Genomic DNA, 19,266 nt, shown 5'->3' with positions numbered 1-19,266 from the left:
CCGGCATGGACCTGCCATCACGGCCATGGCGGATCAGGGTGTTGCATCTATGGGCACGACATCGATCAGCTTCTTGTTGACGAACTCCTGTATGCCCATGGATGACAGTTCGCGGCCAAAACCTGAACGCTTGACCCCGCCAAAAGGCAGGTCGGACGTGGTCCATGTCGGGTGGTTGATATAGACCATGCCGGTCTCGATCTGTTCGGCCACGCGCACGCCGCGCGCGGTGTCACTGGTAAAGACCGAGCCGCCCAGGCCATACGGGTTGTCATTGGCCAGCCTTATGGCCGCCTCGTCATCCTTCACGCGGAAGAACATGGCCACGGGGCCAAACAGTTCCTGATGGAACACGGGATTGTCCGGTTCCACATTGGTCAGGATGGTCGTCTGCACGAATGCGCCCGTGTTGGGTGGCGTGGGGCCCACGCGCATGGCGATGGCGCCGTGCCTGACCGCCTGCTCCACCTGGTCATTGAGCTGGTCGGCCGCGGCCTGTGATGACAGGGGCGGCACGCCGCTTTTTTCATCCATCGGGTTGCCCGGCACCAGCTTTCCAAGTTCTTCGGAAAACCGGTCCAGAAAGGCATCGGCAATCGGCTCGGCCACGATGATGCGCTTGGCGGCCACACAGCACTGCCCGCCATTGTTCATGCGGCCCCATACCGCCCATCTGACTGATTTTTCCAGATCCGCGTCATCCAGCACGATAAAGGCGTCGCTGCCGCCCAGTTCCATCGTGGTTTTCTTGAGCGCCCTGCCCGCCTGGGATGCCACGATGGCCCCTGCACCCTCGCTGCCGGTCAGCGCCACACCAATCACACGGTCATCGGCAATGATGGTGCCAAGCTGGTCGCGGGTGGCATACAGGTTGGTATAAAGCCCCTCTGGCGCACCGGCATCGGCAAACAGCTGCTCGAAGGCGGCAGCCGACTGCGGCACGTTGGAGGCATGCTTGACCACCACCACGTTGCCCGCCATGAACTGCGGCCCCACCACGCGGGCCAGCTGGTAGTAGGGGAAATTCCACGGCTCGATGGCGAACACGATACCAAGCGGCTGGCTGACCACCATCGCCTGATCGCCCCGGCCGCTCTTTTCGGTCAGTTTCTGCGGGGCAAGGAATTTCTCGGCATTATCGGCGTAATACTGCAGAATATCGGCGGAAAGTTCGACTTCCGCCAGGCTCTCGCGGTACAGCTTGCCCATTTCCAGTGTCAGGTAGCGGGCGTATTCGTCCTTGTGCGCGCGCAGCAGTTCAGCCGCCCTGCCCACGACTGCCGCACGCCGGGCAAAGGACAGCCGGGACCATTCCCTGTAGGTTTCCTGCGCGCGGTCCAGCTTGTAGGCCAGTTCCGCATCCGTCAGGTCCGGGAAGGTTGCCACGGTTTCGTTGGTAAAGGGATTGACTGTCTTGTACGCCATTGGTCTGCCTCCGTACACAGTGTACCAGGCATGTTCCATGCGGCCGGAACCCGATCGGCTCCACGGCACGGGATGTGCGCTCCGCAGGTTGCCTGTCCATGCGCAACGGCATGCAGCCACAAGGGTTGCGTGGCCATTACGGGGCTGGATGCCGCAACCCGGAACGAAAACACGCCCATGCGGGGCACGGGCGTGTCAGGTCTGGCAGAAGGTGGCTGAGCCCTCAGGCCGGAACGGGCTGAGGGGCGGGAGCCGGTACGCGGATCAGGTAGTCAAAGGCCGAGAGGGCCGCCGTTGCGCCATCACCAATGGCAATGACGATCTGCTTGTAGGGCGTTGTCGTCGCATCGCCTGCGGCGAACACACCGGGCACGGAGGTGGCGCCATGGTCATTGACCATGATCTCACCAAAATCGTTGAGCCTGAGCGTATTCTTCAGCCAGCCCGTGTTGGGCAGCAGGCCGATCTGCACGAACACGCCTTCCAGATCCACGTGATGATCCGCCCCGTCGCCGCCACGATAGGTCAGGCCGGTCACGTTCCTGCCGTTGCCTTCAATGCGCGTGGTCAGGGCCTCGGTCAGGACAGTCACGTTGGGCAGGGTGTGCAGCTTGTCCTGCAGCACCTTGTCGGCTTTCAGGTGCGAACCGCGCTGCAGGAGCGTTACATGCGCCACGATACCTGCCAGGTCGATCGCGGCTTCCACCCCGCTATTGCCGCCGCCCGCCACGGCAACACGCTTGCCCTTATAGAAGGGACCGTCGCAGTGCGGGCAGTAGGCGACACCTTTGTTACGGTATTCCTCCTCACCCGGCACACCCAGATGCCGCCAGTGGGCACCGGTGGCCAGTACGACCGTGCGGGCGTGCAGGATAGCCCCGCTTTCCAGCGCCACGCCGTGCAGGCCACCGGGCCGGGGGGCGGGAAAGAGTTCCTTCGCGCGCTGGGCGTTTATGATCTCCACGTCATAGGCGCGCACATGCGCCTCCAGCGCCGCCGCGAGTTTTGGCCCGTCGGTTTCGGGCACGGAGATGAAATTCTCGATCCCAGCCGTATCCATGACCTGCCCACCAAAGCGCTCGGCCACCAGCCCGGTGCGCAGGCCCTTGCGCGCGGCATAGACCGCAGCGGACGCACCGGCCGGGCCGCCACCGATGATCAGCACGTCAAACGGGGCAGTATCCTTCAGCTTTTCCGCAGCCCGGCGGGGGGCATCGGCGTCCAGCTTTGCCAGGAGCTGCCCGATATCGGCACGCCCGGTCTCGAACGGTTCACCATTCAGGTAGACCTGCGGCACGGACATGATGTTCCTTGCCGTGACTTCGTCCTGGAACAGCGCCCCGTCAATCGTGACATTGCTGATATTGGGGTTGAGCACGCTCATGGCGTTGAGCGCCTGCACCACATCGGGGCAGTTCTGGCACGACAGCGAGACATAGGTCTCGAAATGATATGGCCCCGGCAGCGCCTTTATCTGCGCGATTTCATCATCGGACAGTTTTGGCGGGTGCCCCGCCACCTGCAGCAGCGCCAGCACGAAGGAGGTGAATTCGTGCCCCATGGGAATGGCGGCAAAGGTCACGCCCGTCCGCCCGCCTTCGCGCTTTATGGCAAAGGACGGCCGTCGCGTGGCCTGCCCCGCCTCCGATACCTGCACCCTGTCGGAAAGGGCGGCGACCTCATGCAGGAGTTCATGCATCTCACGCGATTGCGGGCTGTCATCCAGCGAGGCCTCGAGCACGATCGGGTGCGCGAGCCCTGCCAGATACCCCTTGAGCTGCGTCTTGATGGGATCTTGCAACATGGGAAAACTCTCCGCTCTTTGCCGAAAAGGGGGCACGATGGCCCGGCCCCGAAGGGCCAGGCCGTGACCGCAGGGCTCAGATCTTGCCCACGAGGTCCAGCGACGGGGTCAGTGTGGCGCCGCCTTCCTTCCACTTTGCCGGGCAGACTTCACCGGGGTGGGAGGCGACGTACTGGGCGGCCTGTATCTTGTCGAGCAGTTCGGCGGCACTGCGGCCGATGCTGCCGGCGGTGACTTCCATGTACTGGATCTTGCCTTCGGGGTCGATCAGGAAAGTGCCACGGTCGGCCAGGCCCGCTTCCTCGATATACACATCAAAATTGCGTGCGATGTGACCGGTCGGGTCGCCCAGCATGACATACTTGATCTTGCTGATGGCGGGCGAGGTGTCATGCCATGCCTTGTGGGTGAAGTGCTTGTCGGTCGAGACGGAGTAGATCTCCACACCCAGCTTCTGGAAGGTCTCGTAGTTGTCGGCAAGATCTTCAAGTTCCGTCGGGCAGACAAACGTGAAATCCGCCGGATAGAAGAAGAATACGGACCACTTTCCCTTCACGTCGGCATCGCTCACCTTGATGAACTTGCCATTATGGAAGGCATCGGTCTCGAACGGCTTCAAGGACGAATTGATGCGTGCCATGTCGAATGCTCCTTGCTTTCGCTTGTCAGGTGTTGACGGGCTTCTTGTCCCACAGACACGAAATGCGGTGAAACTGTTTCTGTCAATGGCTGTAATCGGTAAAACCTTTTTACAAATCCGTCCATATCGGTCCTATCTATAGCCATGACCTATGTTCCCCTTTCCGGCCTGTCGCTGCGCGATATCGAATATGTCGTGGCGGTGGATGACCTGCGCAACTTCTCCCGCGCGGCGGAACGCTGCGGTGTGAGCCAGGGCGGCCTGTCCGAGCAGGTGCGCAAGCTGGAGGGGCTGCTGGGCGTCATCCTGTTCGAACGTTCGCGCCGCCACGTGGCCCCGACCCCCGATGGCGCGCGCCTGATCGCGCTGGGCCGTGATGTCCTGGCCGCGGCACGGACCATGATCGAGGCCGCACGTGTGCAGACGGGCCCGCTGGAAGGCGTGCTGCGCATGGGGGTGATCGCGACCCTTGGCCCCTATTACGTACCCGACCTGCTGCCGCTGCTGCGCCGGACCTACCCCCAGCTCCGCCCGCAGCTGACCGACAGCCTGACCGATACCATGCTGGCCATGCTGCGCCATGACGCGCTGGATGTGGTCCTTGCGGCCCTTCCGCTCAGCGCGGATGGCGTGCAGTGCGCCGCACTGTTTGACGAACCGTTCATGGCCGCCTTTCCCGCCGACCATCCGCTGGCGCGCCGCCAGCCGCTTGCCATGCCGGACCTGACGGGCCCGGACCTGCTGCTGCTGGAGGACGGGCACTGCCTGCGTGACCAGGCGCTGGCCCTGTGCGGCACGTCCGCCGGGCATGCCCGCCAGCGTCTGGCCACCAGCCTGGAAATGCTGTGGCACATGATCGGCGCGGGCGAAGGGTATTCGCTCATACCCCGCCTGGCGCTGCGCAACAGAGATGCGTGGCGGGATCTGGTCACGCTTGCACCCGTACCCGGCGCCAGCCGCACCATCGGGCTTGTCTGGCGCGCATCCGACCCGCGTGGCCCGGCCTTTGCCGATTTCGCCCGCTTCCTGCGCGAAAACATACCCGAGGGCTGTACCCCCGCCAGTACCCGGCCCATGCCGGGCGGGACGGAAGCGGCATAGGGACTTTTATTTCGTGGTCATGGGGAAACGGGACATATAGGGTGACTGTCATCATATTTCAGACCCATGGACCTGTTCACGCAATGAGCCGGAATGACCCCGCCAGTTCCTTCAATACCAGAAACACGATTTTAAAGATCATACACGATGTGCCCGGACACGGCACGCCAGCCAGCCATTCCCTGTCCCTGCTGACCCATGCCGATCATGGACATGATAACGCGCGGCGGGTCACCGGTCAGTTGCCAGCCCATGTCCTGGATGCGGGCGATATGCGCGCCATCCCCTTTCAGGGGCGTGAAAGCGAACTTGCCACCGTGGCGAAATGGCTGGACGATGGTACGCCTGCCCCATCCGTGCAGGTCATTACCGGCAGGGCAGGACAGGGCAAGACCCGGCTGGGCATGGAAATTGCGGCCCGCGCCCACAAACAGGGCTGGCTGGCGGGATTCCTGCCCGCCTGTGATGCCGGGCTTTTTCCTGCCTCCGGCTTTAAGACGGTATGGAACCAGCCCACGCTGGTCATGATTGACAACGCGGCCACCCGGACACCGTTGATCAGGGCATGGCTGAAAGCGGTGCTCCGGCAGCCGCCCGGCACCCATCCGCTGCGCTTCCTGCTCTTTGAACGCACGGGGCTGGACAGCCTGTGGCTGGACCAGATTTTCGGGGTGGACGATGCGGACAGCGCCCCCCTTGCCACCGCGCTGCCAGCCATGCGCTGGCCCGCGCTTGGCCCGCTTGCCGGGGCACAGGCGCAGTTTGCCGTCTTCGCCTCGGCTTACCGTGCGGCAGGTGGCGGCACGCTGCCTGCCGATGCCACCCGCCAGCTTGGCCCGAAGCTCAAGGCGCTCAGTGTGGAGAATGCGACCGTGTTCCCTGCCCTGCTCGGGCTTGTGGCCGCGCATGACGGACTGCTTGAGGCACGCCGCCTTGCGCCCTCCACCCTGCTTGCACGCGTGGCGGCCATTCAGGTCGCAGGTCTGGAGCGGCAGTGGCGGTCCACTTTATCCACGCCGGAGGCCCTGCGCCCGGCAGTCCCGTATCTTGCCGCGGTGGACCATCTGTGTGGCGGGCTGAAAGCCGACATGCTCCGCCCGGTCCTTCAGGCTGGCGCATCCGCTACCGGGTACGATCTTCAGGCGATCCGCCAGATCGGGGATACGGCCCTGCACGCATTCCATGCCACCCTGCATGGCGGGATGGATGCCACGATGACAGGCATGCCGGGCATGGTGCGGGAAGCCGTGGGGCTTCATCTCGCAGCCGCCCTGCCCGACGGACAATGGACGGACGCGCTCGATGCGCTGCTGGCACATGCATCCGTGCGCGGGCGGCTGGTCACGGGCATTGCCATTGCCTGCCAGAATCTGGGCCTGCTGCCTGCGGGCACGCAGGCTCATGACCTGTTGCACACGGGGCTGGAGCATGTTCTGCGCACCTGTTGCACGGACCCCGCCCTACTGCTGCGCCTTGCACTCAACCTGCCCACGCAGCCCGCCGCGATAAAGCCGGTCGCGCTGGACGTGGTGCGGACACTGGTTTCGTGCCTGCGGGATGACGCATCATCGCCCCCGGCCGCCATGCTGGCATGGGGGCTTGCCGCGCTATGCCGCCGCAATGCCGCCCTGTTTCACGATACCGCTGCCCTGCACTGCGCACGGGAAGCCGTGACGATCCATGCGGCACTGGCCGATACCGACCCCGCGACATTCAATCCCGCGCTGGCGGCAGGTCTTCATACGCTGGCGGGCCAGTACAACACGATCTGCGATTACGCCAGTGGCCAGGCCGCTGCGGCGCAGGCCGTGGCGCTGTACACCGAACTGGCAGCACGGTCGGATTTCTACCTGCCACAGCGTGCACGCAGCCTGTGCAGGCTGGCCATGAGCCATAACAGGCTGGAAGAATACAGGGCCGCCGAACAGGCCGTGTGCGAGGCCATCGGGATCCAGGCACAGCTGACCGGCACGGAGGAAACAGGCCGCAGCGCCGATCTTGCGGAAAGCTTCCTGGTCATGGCCACCTATCAGGACGGCCTGGAACAGCATGCGGAAGCGGTGGAAACCGCGATGGAAGCGGTTATCCTGTACACCCGGCTGGCCCATGACGATCCTGATACCTGCCTGCCCCGCCTTGCCCGGGGACTGCACAGGCTCTCCGCCCTGCAGGGTTTCAACGCGCAGCATGCCGACGCGCTGCAATCCATCGAAGAAAGCTTTTCCATCTATACAACGCTGGAAGAGCGCGGTGCGGATGACTATCGCCCCGAGATCGGCACCACGCTCGAGACCCTTTCCCTGTGCCAGAATGCGCTGAAGCGGTATGAGGACTCGCTGCGTTCCATCAAGGACGCCGTGGCCTGCTACCGGTCCCTGGCCGCTGAACATCCCGAAGCCTTCCGCTCCGGGCTGGTTGACCTGCTCCTGCGGCTGGGCAGGCGCTACAGCACGCTCAGCCCGCCCCGTCATACCGAAAGCGTGGCCGCCACGCGTGAAGCCGTGGACCTGCTGACCCTGATGGCTACGGAGGGCCACGGCTATTTCAGGACACGGCCGGCCGCCAGAACCCTGGACATACTTCAGCAGCAACTGAAGACCAATGGCGAGACACAGGTGGCAACCAGCGTCCACACGGCCGTGATCGGCCTGCTTGCATTACTGACGCGGCAGGATCCCGACACGTTTCATCCCCGCCTGCTGGAAGCGGTGCAGGACCTTGAAAAAATAGTGGAACACAGCGGCCGGATGGCGGAACTGCTTGAAGCATTGCAGATCATGCTCCCGGTGCAGAGGGAGATCGTCGCCCGCAATCCCGATGCAGCGGACCAGCGCGAGATACTGGCCTCCGTGCTGTGCGCGTATGCCATCATCTCGCTGCAGGATGGCCGGAATGACGCGCAGGTCCGGGATTACTATACCGAAAGTCTGGGCATGCTGGGCGAATTCGCATCCGCTGATCCCGATACCTTCTGCCCGCCCCTGCTTGACACCCTGACCCGACTGTCCGGACTGCACACCCGCCCCGAACAGCAGGCGGACCGCATTGCCCTGTGCAGGATGGGCGTGAGCCTGCTTGAACCCCTTGCCGCACGCGACCCGCAGGCATTTAGCAGGCCGCTTGTCCTCCAGATGGAACAGCTTGGCCGGGTGCTGGTGGATTGCGGACAGGCGGGGGATGCGCTGGCGGTGATCGAACAGGCCATGGCTGTCCACACCGCCTGCCCCGATGCGCGCGATTATGACGATGCGCCGACACCAAGCGTACCTGCCATGCTGACGGACTTACAGGCCCGTGCGTATGAAGCGCTTGGACGCGACGGGGATGCGCTGGCGGCCATCAGGCACGTGATCGCCCTTCATGCCGCACTGGTGGACGAAGGCATGGTTTTCCATCGTTTGCCCATGGCCCGTCACATCACCCGGCTTGCCGCCTGCCAGATGCGGCTGGGCGCACGGGATGCCGCGCTCCGGTCATGCCAGAAATCGGTCGCCCTGTTCCGCGCCATCCTAGGCATGCCACATGAAGACCATCAGGAAGCCATTGCTGATATCGAGGCCGATCTTGCCAGCGCCCTGCTGGAACAGGCACGGGCGCAGGGCATGTTTGCATGCCATGCCGCGGCGCGGGAATCCGTCATGGAAGCAGCCATGCTGCTCAGGGACCTGACCGCACGCGATCCCACGGCCCATCGCCATGCACTGGCGCAGGCACTGGCCATGCTGATATCCCTCCCGCTTCCGGCCACGGCGCATGATGACGGGGGTGTGGCCACCATGGCGCATATCGTGGCCCTGTACCGTGAACTGGATGACCGGCATCCCGGCCTTTTCATGCCGGAGCTGGCACAGGCCCTTGCCACATCGTGCGGGGGCGGGTTGCGGGCGCAGCCTGTTGCCTGGGCTGACGCACTGGACAGCGGAACGGAGGCCACCGCCCTTTATGCCAGCCTGTATGACACGGAGCCTGACCTGTATCGCGCGCCGCTGGCCGACAGCCAGTACAGGCTGTTCATATGCCATAACGGGCTTGAACAGATCGACCGCGCCATGGAAAGCCTGAAGGCGGCACTTACGCAGTACCGCCATCTTGCCGCCCGCAGGCCGGAGGAATTCCGCGCGCCGCTGGCACGCTGCCTGCTTGATCTGGCCCGCTACCGCGTGACCTACAAGCAGTATGAGGCCGCCCTGCAGACAGCCCATGAAGCCAGTGCCCTCTATACCGATCTGGCCCAGTCGGAGCGCGGGACCTATCAGCCCGTACTGAAGGAAATCCGAGACCTGCAGGCCCTGATCACCCGGAAGCTCCGCCGCTGAAGGGACATGCGGCCCATGCCCGCCGGAGCGCAGGCGCCATGACCGTTACCGCTGCCCGAGCCGGGTAACCAGCAGCTGGTTGATGCGGAAGCCTTCAACATCCACCACTTCAAGGCGGAAGCCATCGGTATCCACCCGGTCCGCCTTGCGCGCCATGCGGCGCAGGCGGTGCATGACAAAGCCGCCGATCGTATCGAACGGGCCATTTTCATCAAGGTCTATGGCGTCAAGTTCACGCCTCACGTCACCGATGGAGGCAGCCCCGTCGATCAGCCATGAATGGGCATCGCGGCGTACGATAAGCTGTTCCTCGAACGGGTTGGCAAGGCCGCCCATCAATGCGCCCATGATATCCTTGAATGTGATCAGCCCCACAACCAGCCCGTATTCGTTCACCACCAGCGCGAAGCCCACGCCGTGGGTATCGAACTGGGCCAGTGTATCCCACAGGTTGATCGTCTCGGGCACGGACAGCACATCACGCCGCATGCGGAAGATGGCCCGGCCGCTGGGTTGCCCGCCATCCGGCTGACCGGCGGGGGCTGCGGGCTGCCCGGGGTCGACCACGGCGGCCAGCACGTCTTCCGCGCGGATGGAGCCGATAACGGTATCCAGGCCGCCATTGCACAGCGGGTAGCGGGAATAGGGCTTGGCGCGTACCTTGGTTTTCTGCACCTCCATGCTTTCCTGCACATCCAGAAACACGATTTCATCGCGTGGGGTCATGGCGGACGTAATGGAACGGTCCTGCAGGCCCAGCACGTTCTGGATCATCTGGTGCTCCTGCTCCAGCAGCACGCCCGAAGCCGTACCGGCGGCCAGGATGGCGCGCAGGTCTTCCGGTGTTACGGGTTCCACTGCTGCCGCGGCCGGAATTTTCAGTGCCCGCAATATCGCATCCGACAGCCGGGAAAAAACCCAGACAATGGGATAGAGCGCCCTGAGGGCAGCGGCAGGAAACCACCCGACCGAAAGGGCAACCTTGTCGGGCGCATTCATGGCGACACGTTTGGGCAGCAGGTCGGCAAAAAGCACGAACATGCCGGTTACCAGCACGAAACCGAAAATGGAGGCCAGGGTCCGGGCGGTCGTGTCCGGCAGATGCCAGCCCATCAGGCCATCAGCGATGGAAGGAGCCAGCATTTCCGAACTGATCATGCCGCCCAGAACGCCCACGCCGTTCAGGCAGATCTGCAGCACCGTCACGACCTGCCCGCTGTTGCGGCGCAGCCGGAGGAAAGCGGTGGCCCGTTCGTCACCCGCTTCCGCGCGGGCGCGCAGGCGCACATCCCGCGCGGCGGCAAAGGATATTTCAGACAGGGAGATAAAGATGTTGAGCGCAACCAGAAGCACCAGCGCCATCAGGCCAGAGAGAAACAGGATCACCGGGACACCTAAAAAACAGTCGTGCCGTTTTATATCAGGTCAATTTACAAATTCGTATAAATATATCAGGCTGCACGACACTCATCTTGCTCCGCTACATTGCAGTTTATTAACAATAAGCGGTCTGCATTACTGAAACCACGTAGCGCGCCACCGCATCGTGCATGCACGGGGTGGACGCCTGCGCATGGAACATGCCGACATGACGGGTGTAAACAGACCGTTACCAACAGGGTCGTGTGCGATAATATTTATTCTCGCCGCGTGCAGGCGTGCGTACCCGCCCCCTTACCCGTGCCGGTTCATGAACGGAAAAAATTATCTTTTTTAAAGATTACGGAACGCATGTTCCCAGCGTTATGGAGACTGTCTACGATTGGCCCGGTTAATAATATAAAGGTTAGGCCACCAATGAAAACCAGATCCCTTATTGCCATCAGCGCGGCCTGCCTGATGGGCTTCGCTCCCCTTTCCCATGCACAGTCCTTCGGACCTCAGGGTGGTCCCGGACAGGGGCCGCAGCGGGGTCCGGGCGGGGCAGGCCCGATGGGTGCTCCGGGACCGGGACATGAGCCGGGCAACATGGGCAACCGGGGGCCCGGCGGCATGCATGGCCGCCCGATGGGTGGCCATCCCACCGCCCGACGTGATGACCGCTGGCGGGACAACAACCCCGACATGAACCGTACATGGCGCGCGGGCGAACGCTATGACGGCCCGCGCAACAGCCGCTGGGTGGTCAATGACTGGCAGCGCTATCGCGGCCTTTCCGCACCGCCGGCGGGGTACGAGTGGATGCGCTACGGTAACCAGTACCTGCTGACCGCGCTGACCACCGGCGTGATCGCTGGGGTTGTCAGCGCCACCGTCGCATCCCAGATGCGCTGATCATCCGCCTGCCCCATGACCATGAAGGTCCTGCCGCAAGGCGGAGCCACCCTCATGGCATGAGGATCATCTTCCCCCGGCCCATGAACATGGCCGGGGGCGTCCTGCCTGAGCTTTGACAGGTGGGGCTGGCGGCATACGCCCTGGGCCTTCCTGCTTCCCGATCCATCGGGAACCTGCCTGCCAATGCGGGGAAGCCGGTCTGCCGCGTAAAATATCCGCTAACGTGCTCTGTGTTGCCTGTATCCCGGATAAAGATTGGGCCATGCCCGCCTGTATGGCACAGGCTGACAAGATTTTCTTATGCAATTTAATATAGCATATTGCATATTTTATGACGATGGGATTGACTGATCTCATGATGCCACCCGAACCGCCTTCCGCTTCCGCCCCCCGCACCGCATGGCGCTTTGCCAGCCCGGCGGAAACACCACGCGACAGCCTGCCGGAAGTATTCTCGACGGTACGGGTGCCGGGCCCCGGCGCTTCGTGGCTGCGGCGGTTCCTTGCCTTCGTGGGGCCAGGCTACATGATATCGGTCGGCTACATGGACCCCGGCAACTGGGCGACGGACCTGCAGGGCGGCGCGCAGTTCGGCTACACGCTGCTGGCCGTGATCATGCTGTCCAACTTTATGGCCATGCTTCTGCAGGCCCTTTCCGCCCGGCTGGGCATTGCCACGGGCCGAGACCTTGCACAGGCCTGCCGCGACCATTTTCCGCCTGCGCTCAACATGGTCCTGTGGCTGGCGTGCGAACTGGCCATCATTGCCTGTGACCTGGCCGAAGTGATCGGCACGGCAGTCGCCCTTCATCTCCTGTTCGGCATTCCCCTGCTGGCTGGTGCCCTGATTTCGGTGCTGGATGCGTTTCTCGTGCTGCTGCTCATGAACCGGGGCTTCCGGTATCTGGAAGCCTTCGTCATCGGCCTGCTTACGGTCATTGCCGCCTGCTTTGCCGTTCAGGTCGTGGCGGCGCAGCCACCCATCGCGGCCATCCTGCGGGGTTTCCTTCCCTCCCCCGGGATCATTACCAACAGCCAGATGCTCTATATAGCCATTGGCATTATCGGGGCGACCGTCATGCCCCATAACCTGTATCTGCATTCCTCCATCGTACAGACACGCGCCTATGACCGTACCGTGCCGGGACGGCGCGAAGCGATCCGCTGGGCGACATGGGACAGTTCCATCGCCCTTGTGCTGGCACTTGTCATCAATGCCGCCATCCTGATCGTGGCCGCTGCCGCCTTCCATGGCAGCGGCCACGAAGGTGTTGCGGAAATCGAGGATGCCTACCGCCTGCTGTCCCCCGTTCTGGGGCTGGGTATTGCCTCTACCCTTTTCGCGCTTGCCCTGCTTGCGGCGGGCACCAATTCCACCATTACCGGCACGCTGGCCGGGCAGATCATCATGGAAGGCTTCCTGCGCCTGCAGATACCGCACTGGGCACGGCGGTTGCTGACGCGCGGGCTGGCCATTGTGCCCGTCATCATCGTAACGGCCCTTTATGGCAGCAGGGGTGTAGGCGAACTGCTCCTGGCCAGCCAGATCATCCTGTCCATGCAACTGCCCTTTGCCGTTGTGCCGCTGGTGCTGTTCGTGTCCGACCGGCGCAAGATGGGAACATTTGTCATTTCCCGGTCCATGGCCATGCTGTCATGGCTGGTCGCCCTTGCCATCGTGCTGCTGAACTTCAAGCTGCTGTACGACACGGTATCCTGACGCCCCGGCCCTTTGCCCGCCGGGTCATGCACCTGGCCTTCGTTGTGGCATGTCGTGTTCTTGCACGGGTCCCCGCGGGTAGCGCCTTTCCCCATCCTCCAGCAACGCTTTGACGCACGGCAGTATTGCAGCAACAACCCGGCTGAAAGGGTTCTTTCTCCATGCATGCAGGCTATAACAGGCATAATCCGTTATAACACACGGCAATTCCTTTTACTTTGCATGGGAAATCAATCATGTCAGTTGCAAATACACTTCGGGAAGCCATCGAGAAAAAAATGGTCGTCGGCTTTACCTTCAATGGCAAGAACTACGTCGGTTCCCCCCATGCCCTGGGCGAAAGTGATGGCGTGCCGCAGGTCCTGATCTACCGTGGGGAAGATTCACACGAAAAGCGCGTCCCCCCCACGGGCGAATGGAGCACACTGCCCCTGTCGGCCATGACCGGCATGAAGCTGCTGCCGGGGGAAGCCTTCCATACCGGCCACCCCGATGCGCATGCCGCCAAGGGACTGCACAAGGTAGATGTACGCGTAGCCTGATCCACATCCCGCCCGGCCCATGGCATGCACCGGACGCAGGCCATGGGCCGGGAAAGACGTCCCCTTACGCCTGTGGCGCAGGGGGCTGCGCACCTTCGAGGGCTACCTTCAGCCCGCCGTCACCATCCGGGTTACCCAGCAGGTTGAGCGTGCTGGGAACGGGGAATTTGATCCCTTCCCGATTCATGCGCACGGCCAGCCTGCTGTAATAGGCCCGGTAGACCGTCCATTTGGCGCCGGGTGACGTGCGGACCGAGCCAAGGAAGCGCGCACCATTGCCATCCGCCTGCTCGATCCCCAGAAACTTGAAGTCCGACAGGACAAGATGGGCAAAACGCGGTTCCTTGCGCATGGCCTCCAGTTCTTCATGCAATATCGTGGTCAGCTGCTGCGTGTCCTGACCCAGGTCGATCATGAAGTCGACCACGACAAGATTGTAGTCACGCGATGTATTGGCAATGGACGAGACTTCAGAAAACGGAATGATATGCAGGTCCCCATTGATCGAACGCAGCCGCAGCGTGCGGATGGACAGGTGCTCCACCGTACCCGCAACGCCGCCCGCCGTAACCCAGTCCCCGACCTGAATGGCATTTTCGACCAGCATGAAGAAGCCGGTAATGAAGTCCTTGACCAGACTTTGTGCACCAAAGGCGATGGCCGCACCCATGATCCCGGCGCCCGTCAGCAGCGGGGCGACATTGATCCCGATCTGCGACAGGGTGGTAACGGCCACGATAATGATGATCAGCGCCAGCAGCACGGTCTTGATGATGGGCAGTACGGTGCGCAACCGGCTGGCACGCCCCGCCTGTGACGAGTTTTCAAACCGTGTGATCTGTCCCTGCAGGCCGGCATTCGCTGCCTCCCACGTAATGATCGCCACCGTATATGCCACCAGCACGGACCCGATCACCCCGATGATCTTCTGCCCGAGCCTGCCGTGAAACAGGAAGTGGATGGCAGGCAGCCCCAGCGCCTGCATGAACAGGACCCCGGTGGCAAAGAACATGAGAAAGGACAGGATCTTGCGTGAAATCGGGTAATAATAATCCACGCGCGCCTGCAGGCCGGGATAGCGGGCCTCCAGCGCGGGCGATATATGGAACAGCCGGTTCTGCAGGTTGTAGACCAGAACCGAGACAAGACGTGACAGCACGACCACCGCCGTTGTCAGGATGACCGTACGGATGATCCATGCATAGCCGCCATTGATATGGGTGGCCCAGATCAGCCACAGCGCAAAATTGAAGAACATGGCGGGCACCCACCACAGATGGACCAGCCGCCCGACAAACATCCAGAAAGGCTGCGCAAGCAGGCGGGCCGGGGGTTGCAGGGCCGATGCCACATGCGCGCGCACGCGCCATGTGAAGATGGCCACAAGCACATGCTCGATCAGCACCACGCTGCGGATGATCGCCTCGGTGCCGCGTGCGGGCATGTCAAACACACCCCCAAGCGTGGACAGACACACCACGACGGATGGGGCGGCGACAAGAAAGTTGAGCCAGTGCGTGACCATGAAGGCGGTCTGGTTACTGGCGCTGCACAGGCGGATGGCGGGCGAGCGCGGGACGAACAGCGTCTCCATAAGCAGGTAGACCACGCGTGCGACCACATAGGCATTGGTCAGCGTGATCGTGACCGCACGCGCCTGCTGGGTTGTTGTCAGCAGGTAGGCGAAGGAGGTGCCCAGTGCAAAAAACAGCGCGACCGGCAGCAGCTTGATCAGCAGGTGCAGCAGCGAATACGGAATGCGGGCCAGCAGGCGCAGGGTCGCGTGCTGGGCCTGCATGTCATCCTGCCGGGCCAGGGTTGTATCGGCCTCGGCGTCCGACTGCGCGGCGGTGGTGGCGGCAGGGTCAGGCCGTGGGGATGAAGCCGTGGCAGGAGGCAGGTTCAGACGCTGCTCGGTTGCGATGGCCCGTGCCGTGACCTTGAGTACCAGCCCGCGCAGCAGCAGCGAAAACCCGTGTTCCGCCGCCAGCGCCAGCAGGAGAATAAGGGTGGCGCGCCCCACCGCGTCCAGCAGGATGATGCGGGAGTCCGGATCGGCAAAGATGGTATGCGTCCAGTGTACGACAAATACAAGGTCACCAAACAGCGCCACGAAATGCTGCGCCTGGATGATCAGCTTGCCACGCAGGGACGTGGCATCCTGCACGATATCGCTGCCAAGGCTGTCGGGCCGGACGGATACCGCCTGCGCGGCCGGAGCGTGAGCCGGGGCAGATGCCGGGGCGGCGAGAGGTGCCGATGGAAGCTGTGATGCTATGGCGGCAAGCGTATTTTCGAATTCGGCCCGCTTTGCGGGGTCATTGATCACGTCCAGAACCTGCCGGGCCTGTTCACGTGTCATGCCCGTGGCGGCTTCGTCCGCCGCACGAGCACCGCCGGGTCCGGCCAGCGCCAGCAGCACCAGCAGCATTGCTGCAATATGGCGCCAGATGCCCGCGCAGCCCCCCTGCCGGGCTGGCTGCGCCGTTGCGGATGCACGACCGCGCCCCATGCCGTGGTGGCAGGTATCCGTAAGGTATCGCATCTTTCCCGTTCCGTCCCGACTGCTCAGTTCTGGCTATCTGCAAGGTAAATGCCGCAGGAACATTCGCCATTTCAGACAGGTCGGCGGATTTATTGCAGAGATGGATATGCAAGCGCAGATGCGGCAGAGCCGGGCAGATATGCAATAAATTGCACTACCCTTCCGCTTCATGGGTTTCATTGACTATTATTTACTTGCGATGCTTAATTTTTATCCAAATAATATATATAACTTAAATTTATATCATTTTATCTTATATTTATTACGCGAATGAATTTTCGGCAATCATGCCCCGCCCCTCGTTACATCGAGGGGCGTTCCGGGTCCTGGCTGGCTGGGTGGGCAGGCGCTCCACCGTGCCTGTACCGGTCTTTTCCACCCTGTCCCGCCACGATGCAGAATGCACGTGGAACATATACCGGGCGGGATGGTGGCAGGGGCATGGGGCCGCTTCAGCGCGGCACGTCGTAGCTCAGGTGGCTTTCCCTTATATGACGCAGGATTTCGGTATTGCGGAACAGGTCGTGCCTGTCGGGATGCAGCGCATGGCGGGACAGGAAGGCACGCGCTTCCGCCATGGCTTCCCGCCGGGAATAGTCCTGTCCCGCCGGTTTCAGGTGCTCTATGGCGGTATAGTCAACGATGCCGACATTATGGTTGTTCTTGTGCGCTTCGTTGCAGAACAGGATATCGGTCGCCCATGCCCACCGCAGTTCCGGAAACGGGAAGGTATAGGCGATGGCATCCCGATGGAATGCCGTCACGGGACCATCTTCCACATAGCGTGTCACGCGGCCAAGGCTGTTCCACTTACGGTAATTGAAAGTGAAGGAAGCATAAGAGTGGTACCGGTGCGCAGGCTGCGATATCTTGAGATCCATGACTTCGCACAACGGTATGAATGTATCCAGGAAACGGGGCGGCAGGGCAACGTCATCATCCGTGATCACAACCCAGTCGTACTGCTTCAGGTTGACCCGTGACAGTGCGGTATTGATATTGCCAAACTTGCCCCTGTTGCCCATCTCCGCAGCCAGGAAATCGACTTTATGCCGGGTATTGTTCAGGCGGTTGAAGACCGTACGCAGCTTCCGGCTTCTTTTTGGTACCTGCACGGATGTAACAAGAATCCGCCGGACCGGCTGTTTTCTTGTAATACTTTGTACCTGTCTGTCGAATTTCCGGTTATGAATGTCAAACAGCATGTCGGTCAGGACGGAAACCCGACGCTTTTGCCAGAAATTCTTGTGCTGGCAGAAATCGGAATCAAAAAAATCCGCTTTCTCCCGTTTCATGGCTGCATCATTCATGATGTCGCTCCTGTTGCCGATATGACCTGCCCCCTGTTGCGGCAGGACGTGCGGGGTACACACACGAAACGGCAGTACCGGCCTGTCATCAGGGGTGCCTGTTCACCTTTTCCCGCATCGGGCAGCCAGAAGTGCTGCCTTCCGGGACAAAAGACAGACATTCAACATGATACTGCTTATGAAGTTTCAAAATATTGCTGCATGGATCACATGCGTTTTATTATTCCATGCCTACAATAGAAGCAGATGAGCAGGCTGGCCGGAACTGTTTACAGCATTGCGCGATAAAGGTTGCGGGAATAACGGTCCGGCCATTACACGCTCCCGTCCGCCCGCCCCATACGGCATGAACCCGGCGGTATTCCCGCGCTGTCTGTGCATAATCCAGCAAGGATGAAAAATCATGCGTTCCTTTACCGCACGGGTCCTGCTCGGCCTGGCTGTCGTGGTCAGTACGCCCGCGATGGCACAGAAGCATCCACACGACAGAAGCGTGGACCTGCCGGGAGATAACTCCCCTTCCGCCATCGAGCGCGCCCACCCTTACGCGCGCAAGACCGTCCCCCTGCCGGAAAAGACGGAATCCTCGCCCCCCGACCAGCCGCTGACCCGCCCCCCTGCGGCAAACGCAGGCCCGGGCACGCCGGGCATGTCCGACAGGCACCAGACCATACGCAGCCCATCCAGCCTACAGCCATGAAACAGGCGGGGCGGGGCCTGTAAACAGCCCCGCCCCGCCATATGGTAATGAATTCTGATTGCAAAAAAGAGCGCCCTGCCCTCTAGCGGCAGTTGTTTTCCTGCGCCAGCGTCATGGCATGGGAGGCAAGAAAACGGAACTGCTCCTGCTCCTCGGGGAAGGCGGGGATGCCCTGCATCGGGTGCGCCGTCTTGTGATAACGGTGCAGGTTGCTCAGCCGCCGCCATGGCCGGTCTGGGTGCTGCTTGCTCCACAGGCTGATGGCCCGCAGTTCAAGTTCCTGATTGTTCAGTTGTGTGTCTGACTTCGTCATGTCCATCTCCCTTGCATGAGCATGGTGGGCACTGGAACTGTTACGAGGCGTGTCGGAATGTGGTGGTACCCTGCCACCTGCACCCAACGGTTCATGTTAACACAAGTTCAGGCGGAGCGTTACGTTTTCCCGATAGCGTGATGGGAAAAATCCGCGATGTTCCCGCCCTGATACTGGACAGCGTGATAGGGACAGACGGAATCATATTATTACATTTATTAATGAACAGCCTGCCGGGCAGTCCCTAAACTCCTCTGGCATGACTACTGTATTGTGCACACCGCATGTATTGCGTGCCTACTGGCGCTTTTGCTTGCTGTCCTGGCTTCCGGTCACGGTCATTTGCAGCATGGTGCTGCTGGCGGGATGCGCGCCCCGTCACCGTGTGCCACTGGATGACGACGGACTGCCGGTGACCACAGCGGCTGATGACAACCCGCCCCGCTCAGACCCGGATCATGGCCCGGGCGGTGGCCATGGCCTGTGGCCGGAAATGCTGCACACGGCCATGCGGGCAGGCATGGGCATGATCCACCACTAATTTAATTCCAGCCCCCGCGCAGGCCGGTCACC

15 protein-coding genes are annotated in these 19,266 nt (G+C 62.0%); 8 read left to right on the top strand and 7 right to left on the bottom strand.

Features of this window, described 5'->3' with window-relative positions; translation table 11 throughout:
• Positions 1-33: 33 nt before the first annotated feature.
• The 3 genes from LDL32_RS02415 to ahpC all read right to left on the bottom strand — a co-directional run bounded on the left by LDL32_RS02415 (position 34) and on the right by ahpC (position 3,869).
• Complete coding sequence (locus tag LDL32_RS02415; protein ID WP_233064295.1) at positions 34-1,425, bottom strand: NAD-dependent succinate-semialdehyde dehydrogenase; 1,392 nt, start codon at positions 1,423-1,425, stop codon at positions 34-36.
• Between the two features lie 223 nt (positions 1,426-1,648).
• Positions 1,649-3,229 carry an alkyl hydroperoxide reductase subunit F gene (ahpF, locus tag LDL32_RS02410; protein ID WP_233064294.1) on the bottom strand — a complete coding sequence of 527 codons (1,581 nt, stop codon included), beginning with the start codon at positions 3,227-3,229 and terminating at the stop codon, positions 1,649-1,651.
• 76 nt (positions 3,230-3,305) lie between these two features.
• A complete protein-coding gene (ahpC, locus tag LDL32_RS02405) occupies positions 3,306-3,869 on the bottom strand; it encodes an alkyl hydroperoxide reductase subunit C (protein ID WP_014104162.1) in 564 nt (187 codons plus the stop codon).
• A gap of 144 nt (positions 3,870-4,013) precedes the next feature.
• Between ahpC and LDL32_RS02400 the strand changes: the two genes are divergently transcribed.
• A complete protein-coding gene (locus tag LDL32_RS02400; RefSeq protein ID WP_233064292.1) occupies positions 4,014-4,970 on the top strand; it encodes a hydrogen peroxide-inducible genes activator in 957 nt (318 codons plus the stop codon).
• 83 nt (positions 4,971-5,053) lie between these two features.
• Positions 5,054-9,286: a hypothetical protein gene (locus tag LDL32_RS02395; RefSeq protein WP_233064291.1), complete on the top strand. Its 4,233-nt coding sequence runs from the start codon at positions 5,054-5,056 to the stop codon at positions 9,284-9,286.
• Between the two features lie 45 nt (positions 9,287-9,331).
• On the opposite strand, the gene LDL32_RS02390 is transcribed toward LDL32_RS02395, so the two are convergent.
• Positions 9,332-10,672, bottom strand: a complete 1,341-nt coding sequence (locus LDL32_RS02390) for a hemolysin family protein (protein WP_233064290.1) — start codon at positions 10,670-10,672, stop codon at positions 9,332-9,334.
• Positions 10,673-11,083: 411 nt separating this feature from the next.
• On the opposite strand from LDL32_RS02390, the gene LDL32_RS17915 reads away from it, so the two are divergent.
• The 3 genes from LDL32_RS17915 to LDL32_RS02375 all read left to right on the top strand — a co-directional run bounded on the left by LDL32_RS17915 (position 11,084) and on the right by LDL32_RS02375 (position 13,825).
• On the top strand, positions 11,084-11,560 hold the full coding sequence (locus tag LDL32_RS17915; protein WP_305069314.1) for an RcnB family protein: 477 nt from the start codon (positions 11,084-11,086) through the stop codon (positions 11,558-11,560).
• Positions 11,561-11,918: 358 nt separating this feature from the next.
• Entirely contained in the window at positions 11,919-13,283 is a 1,365-nt protein-coding gene (locus LDL32_RS02380) for an Nramp family divalent metal transporter (protein ID WP_370636625.1), read from the top strand.
• A 236-nt stretch (positions 13,284-13,519) separates the two neighbouring features.
• Entirely contained in the window at positions 13,520-13,825 is a 306-nt protein-coding gene (locus LDL32_RS02375) for a hypothetical protein (RefSeq protein WP_233064289.1), read from the top strand.
• Positions 13,826-13,889: 64 nt separating this feature from the next.
• On the opposite strand, the gene LDL32_RS02370 is transcribed toward LDL32_RS02375, so the two are convergent.
• Both LDL32_RS02370 and LDL32_RS02365 read right to left on the bottom strand, forming a co-directional pair.
• Positions 13,890-16,256, bottom strand: coding sequence for a mechanosensitive ion channel family protein (locus LDL32_RS02370; protein ID WP_233068649.1), 2,367 nt, complete (start codon positions 16,254-16,256; stop codon positions 13,890-13,892).
• 566 nt (positions 16,257-16,822) lie between these two features.
• Positions 16,823-17,395: a glycosyltransferase gene (locus LDL32_RS02365; RefSeq protein WP_233064288.1), complete on the bottom strand. Its 573-nt coding sequence runs from the start codon at positions 17,393-17,395 to the stop codon at positions 16,823-16,825.
• 24 nt (positions 17,396-17,419) lie between these two features.
• Here LDL32_RS02365 and LDL32_RS02360 point away from each other — a divergent pair, with 24 nt between their 5' ends.
• Entirely contained in the window at positions 17,420-17,920 is a 501-nt protein-coding gene (locus LDL32_RS02360) for a hypothetical protein (RefSeq protein ID WP_233064287.1), read from the top strand.
• A 163-nt stretch (positions 17,921-18,083) separates the two neighbouring features.
• On the top strand, positions 18,084-18,380 hold the full coding sequence (locus tag LDL32_RS02355; RefSeq protein WP_233064286.1) for a hypothetical protein: 297 nt from the start codon (positions 18,084-18,086) through the stop codon (positions 18,378-18,380).
• 82 nt (positions 18,381-18,462) lie between these two features.
• On the opposite strand, the gene LDL32_RS02350 is transcribed toward LDL32_RS02355, so the two are convergent.
• On the bottom strand, positions 18,463-18,693 hold the full coding sequence (locus tag LDL32_RS02350; RefSeq protein ID WP_233064285.1) for a hypothetical protein: 231 nt from the start codon (positions 18,691-18,693) through the stop codon (positions 18,463-18,465).
• Between the two features lie 313 nt (positions 18,694-19,006).
• On the opposite strand from LDL32_RS02350, the gene LDL32_RS02345 reads away from it, so the two are divergent.
• Complete coding sequence (locus tag LDL32_RS02345; RefSeq protein ID WP_233064283.1) at positions 19,007-19,234, top strand: hypothetical protein; 228 nt, start codon at positions 19,007-19,009, stop codon at positions 19,232-19,234.
• Positions 19,235-19,266: the final 32 nt, after the last annotated feature.

The sequence above is a fragment of the Komagataeibacter sp. FNDCF1 genome, assembly GCF_021295335.1.
GTDB lineage: Bacteria > Pseudomonadota > Alphaproteobacteria > Acetobacterales > Acetobacteraceae > Komagataeibacter.
The sequence above is the reverse complement of the archived record's forward strand: the minus strand, read 5'-3'. Positions and strand labels throughout refer to the sequence as shown.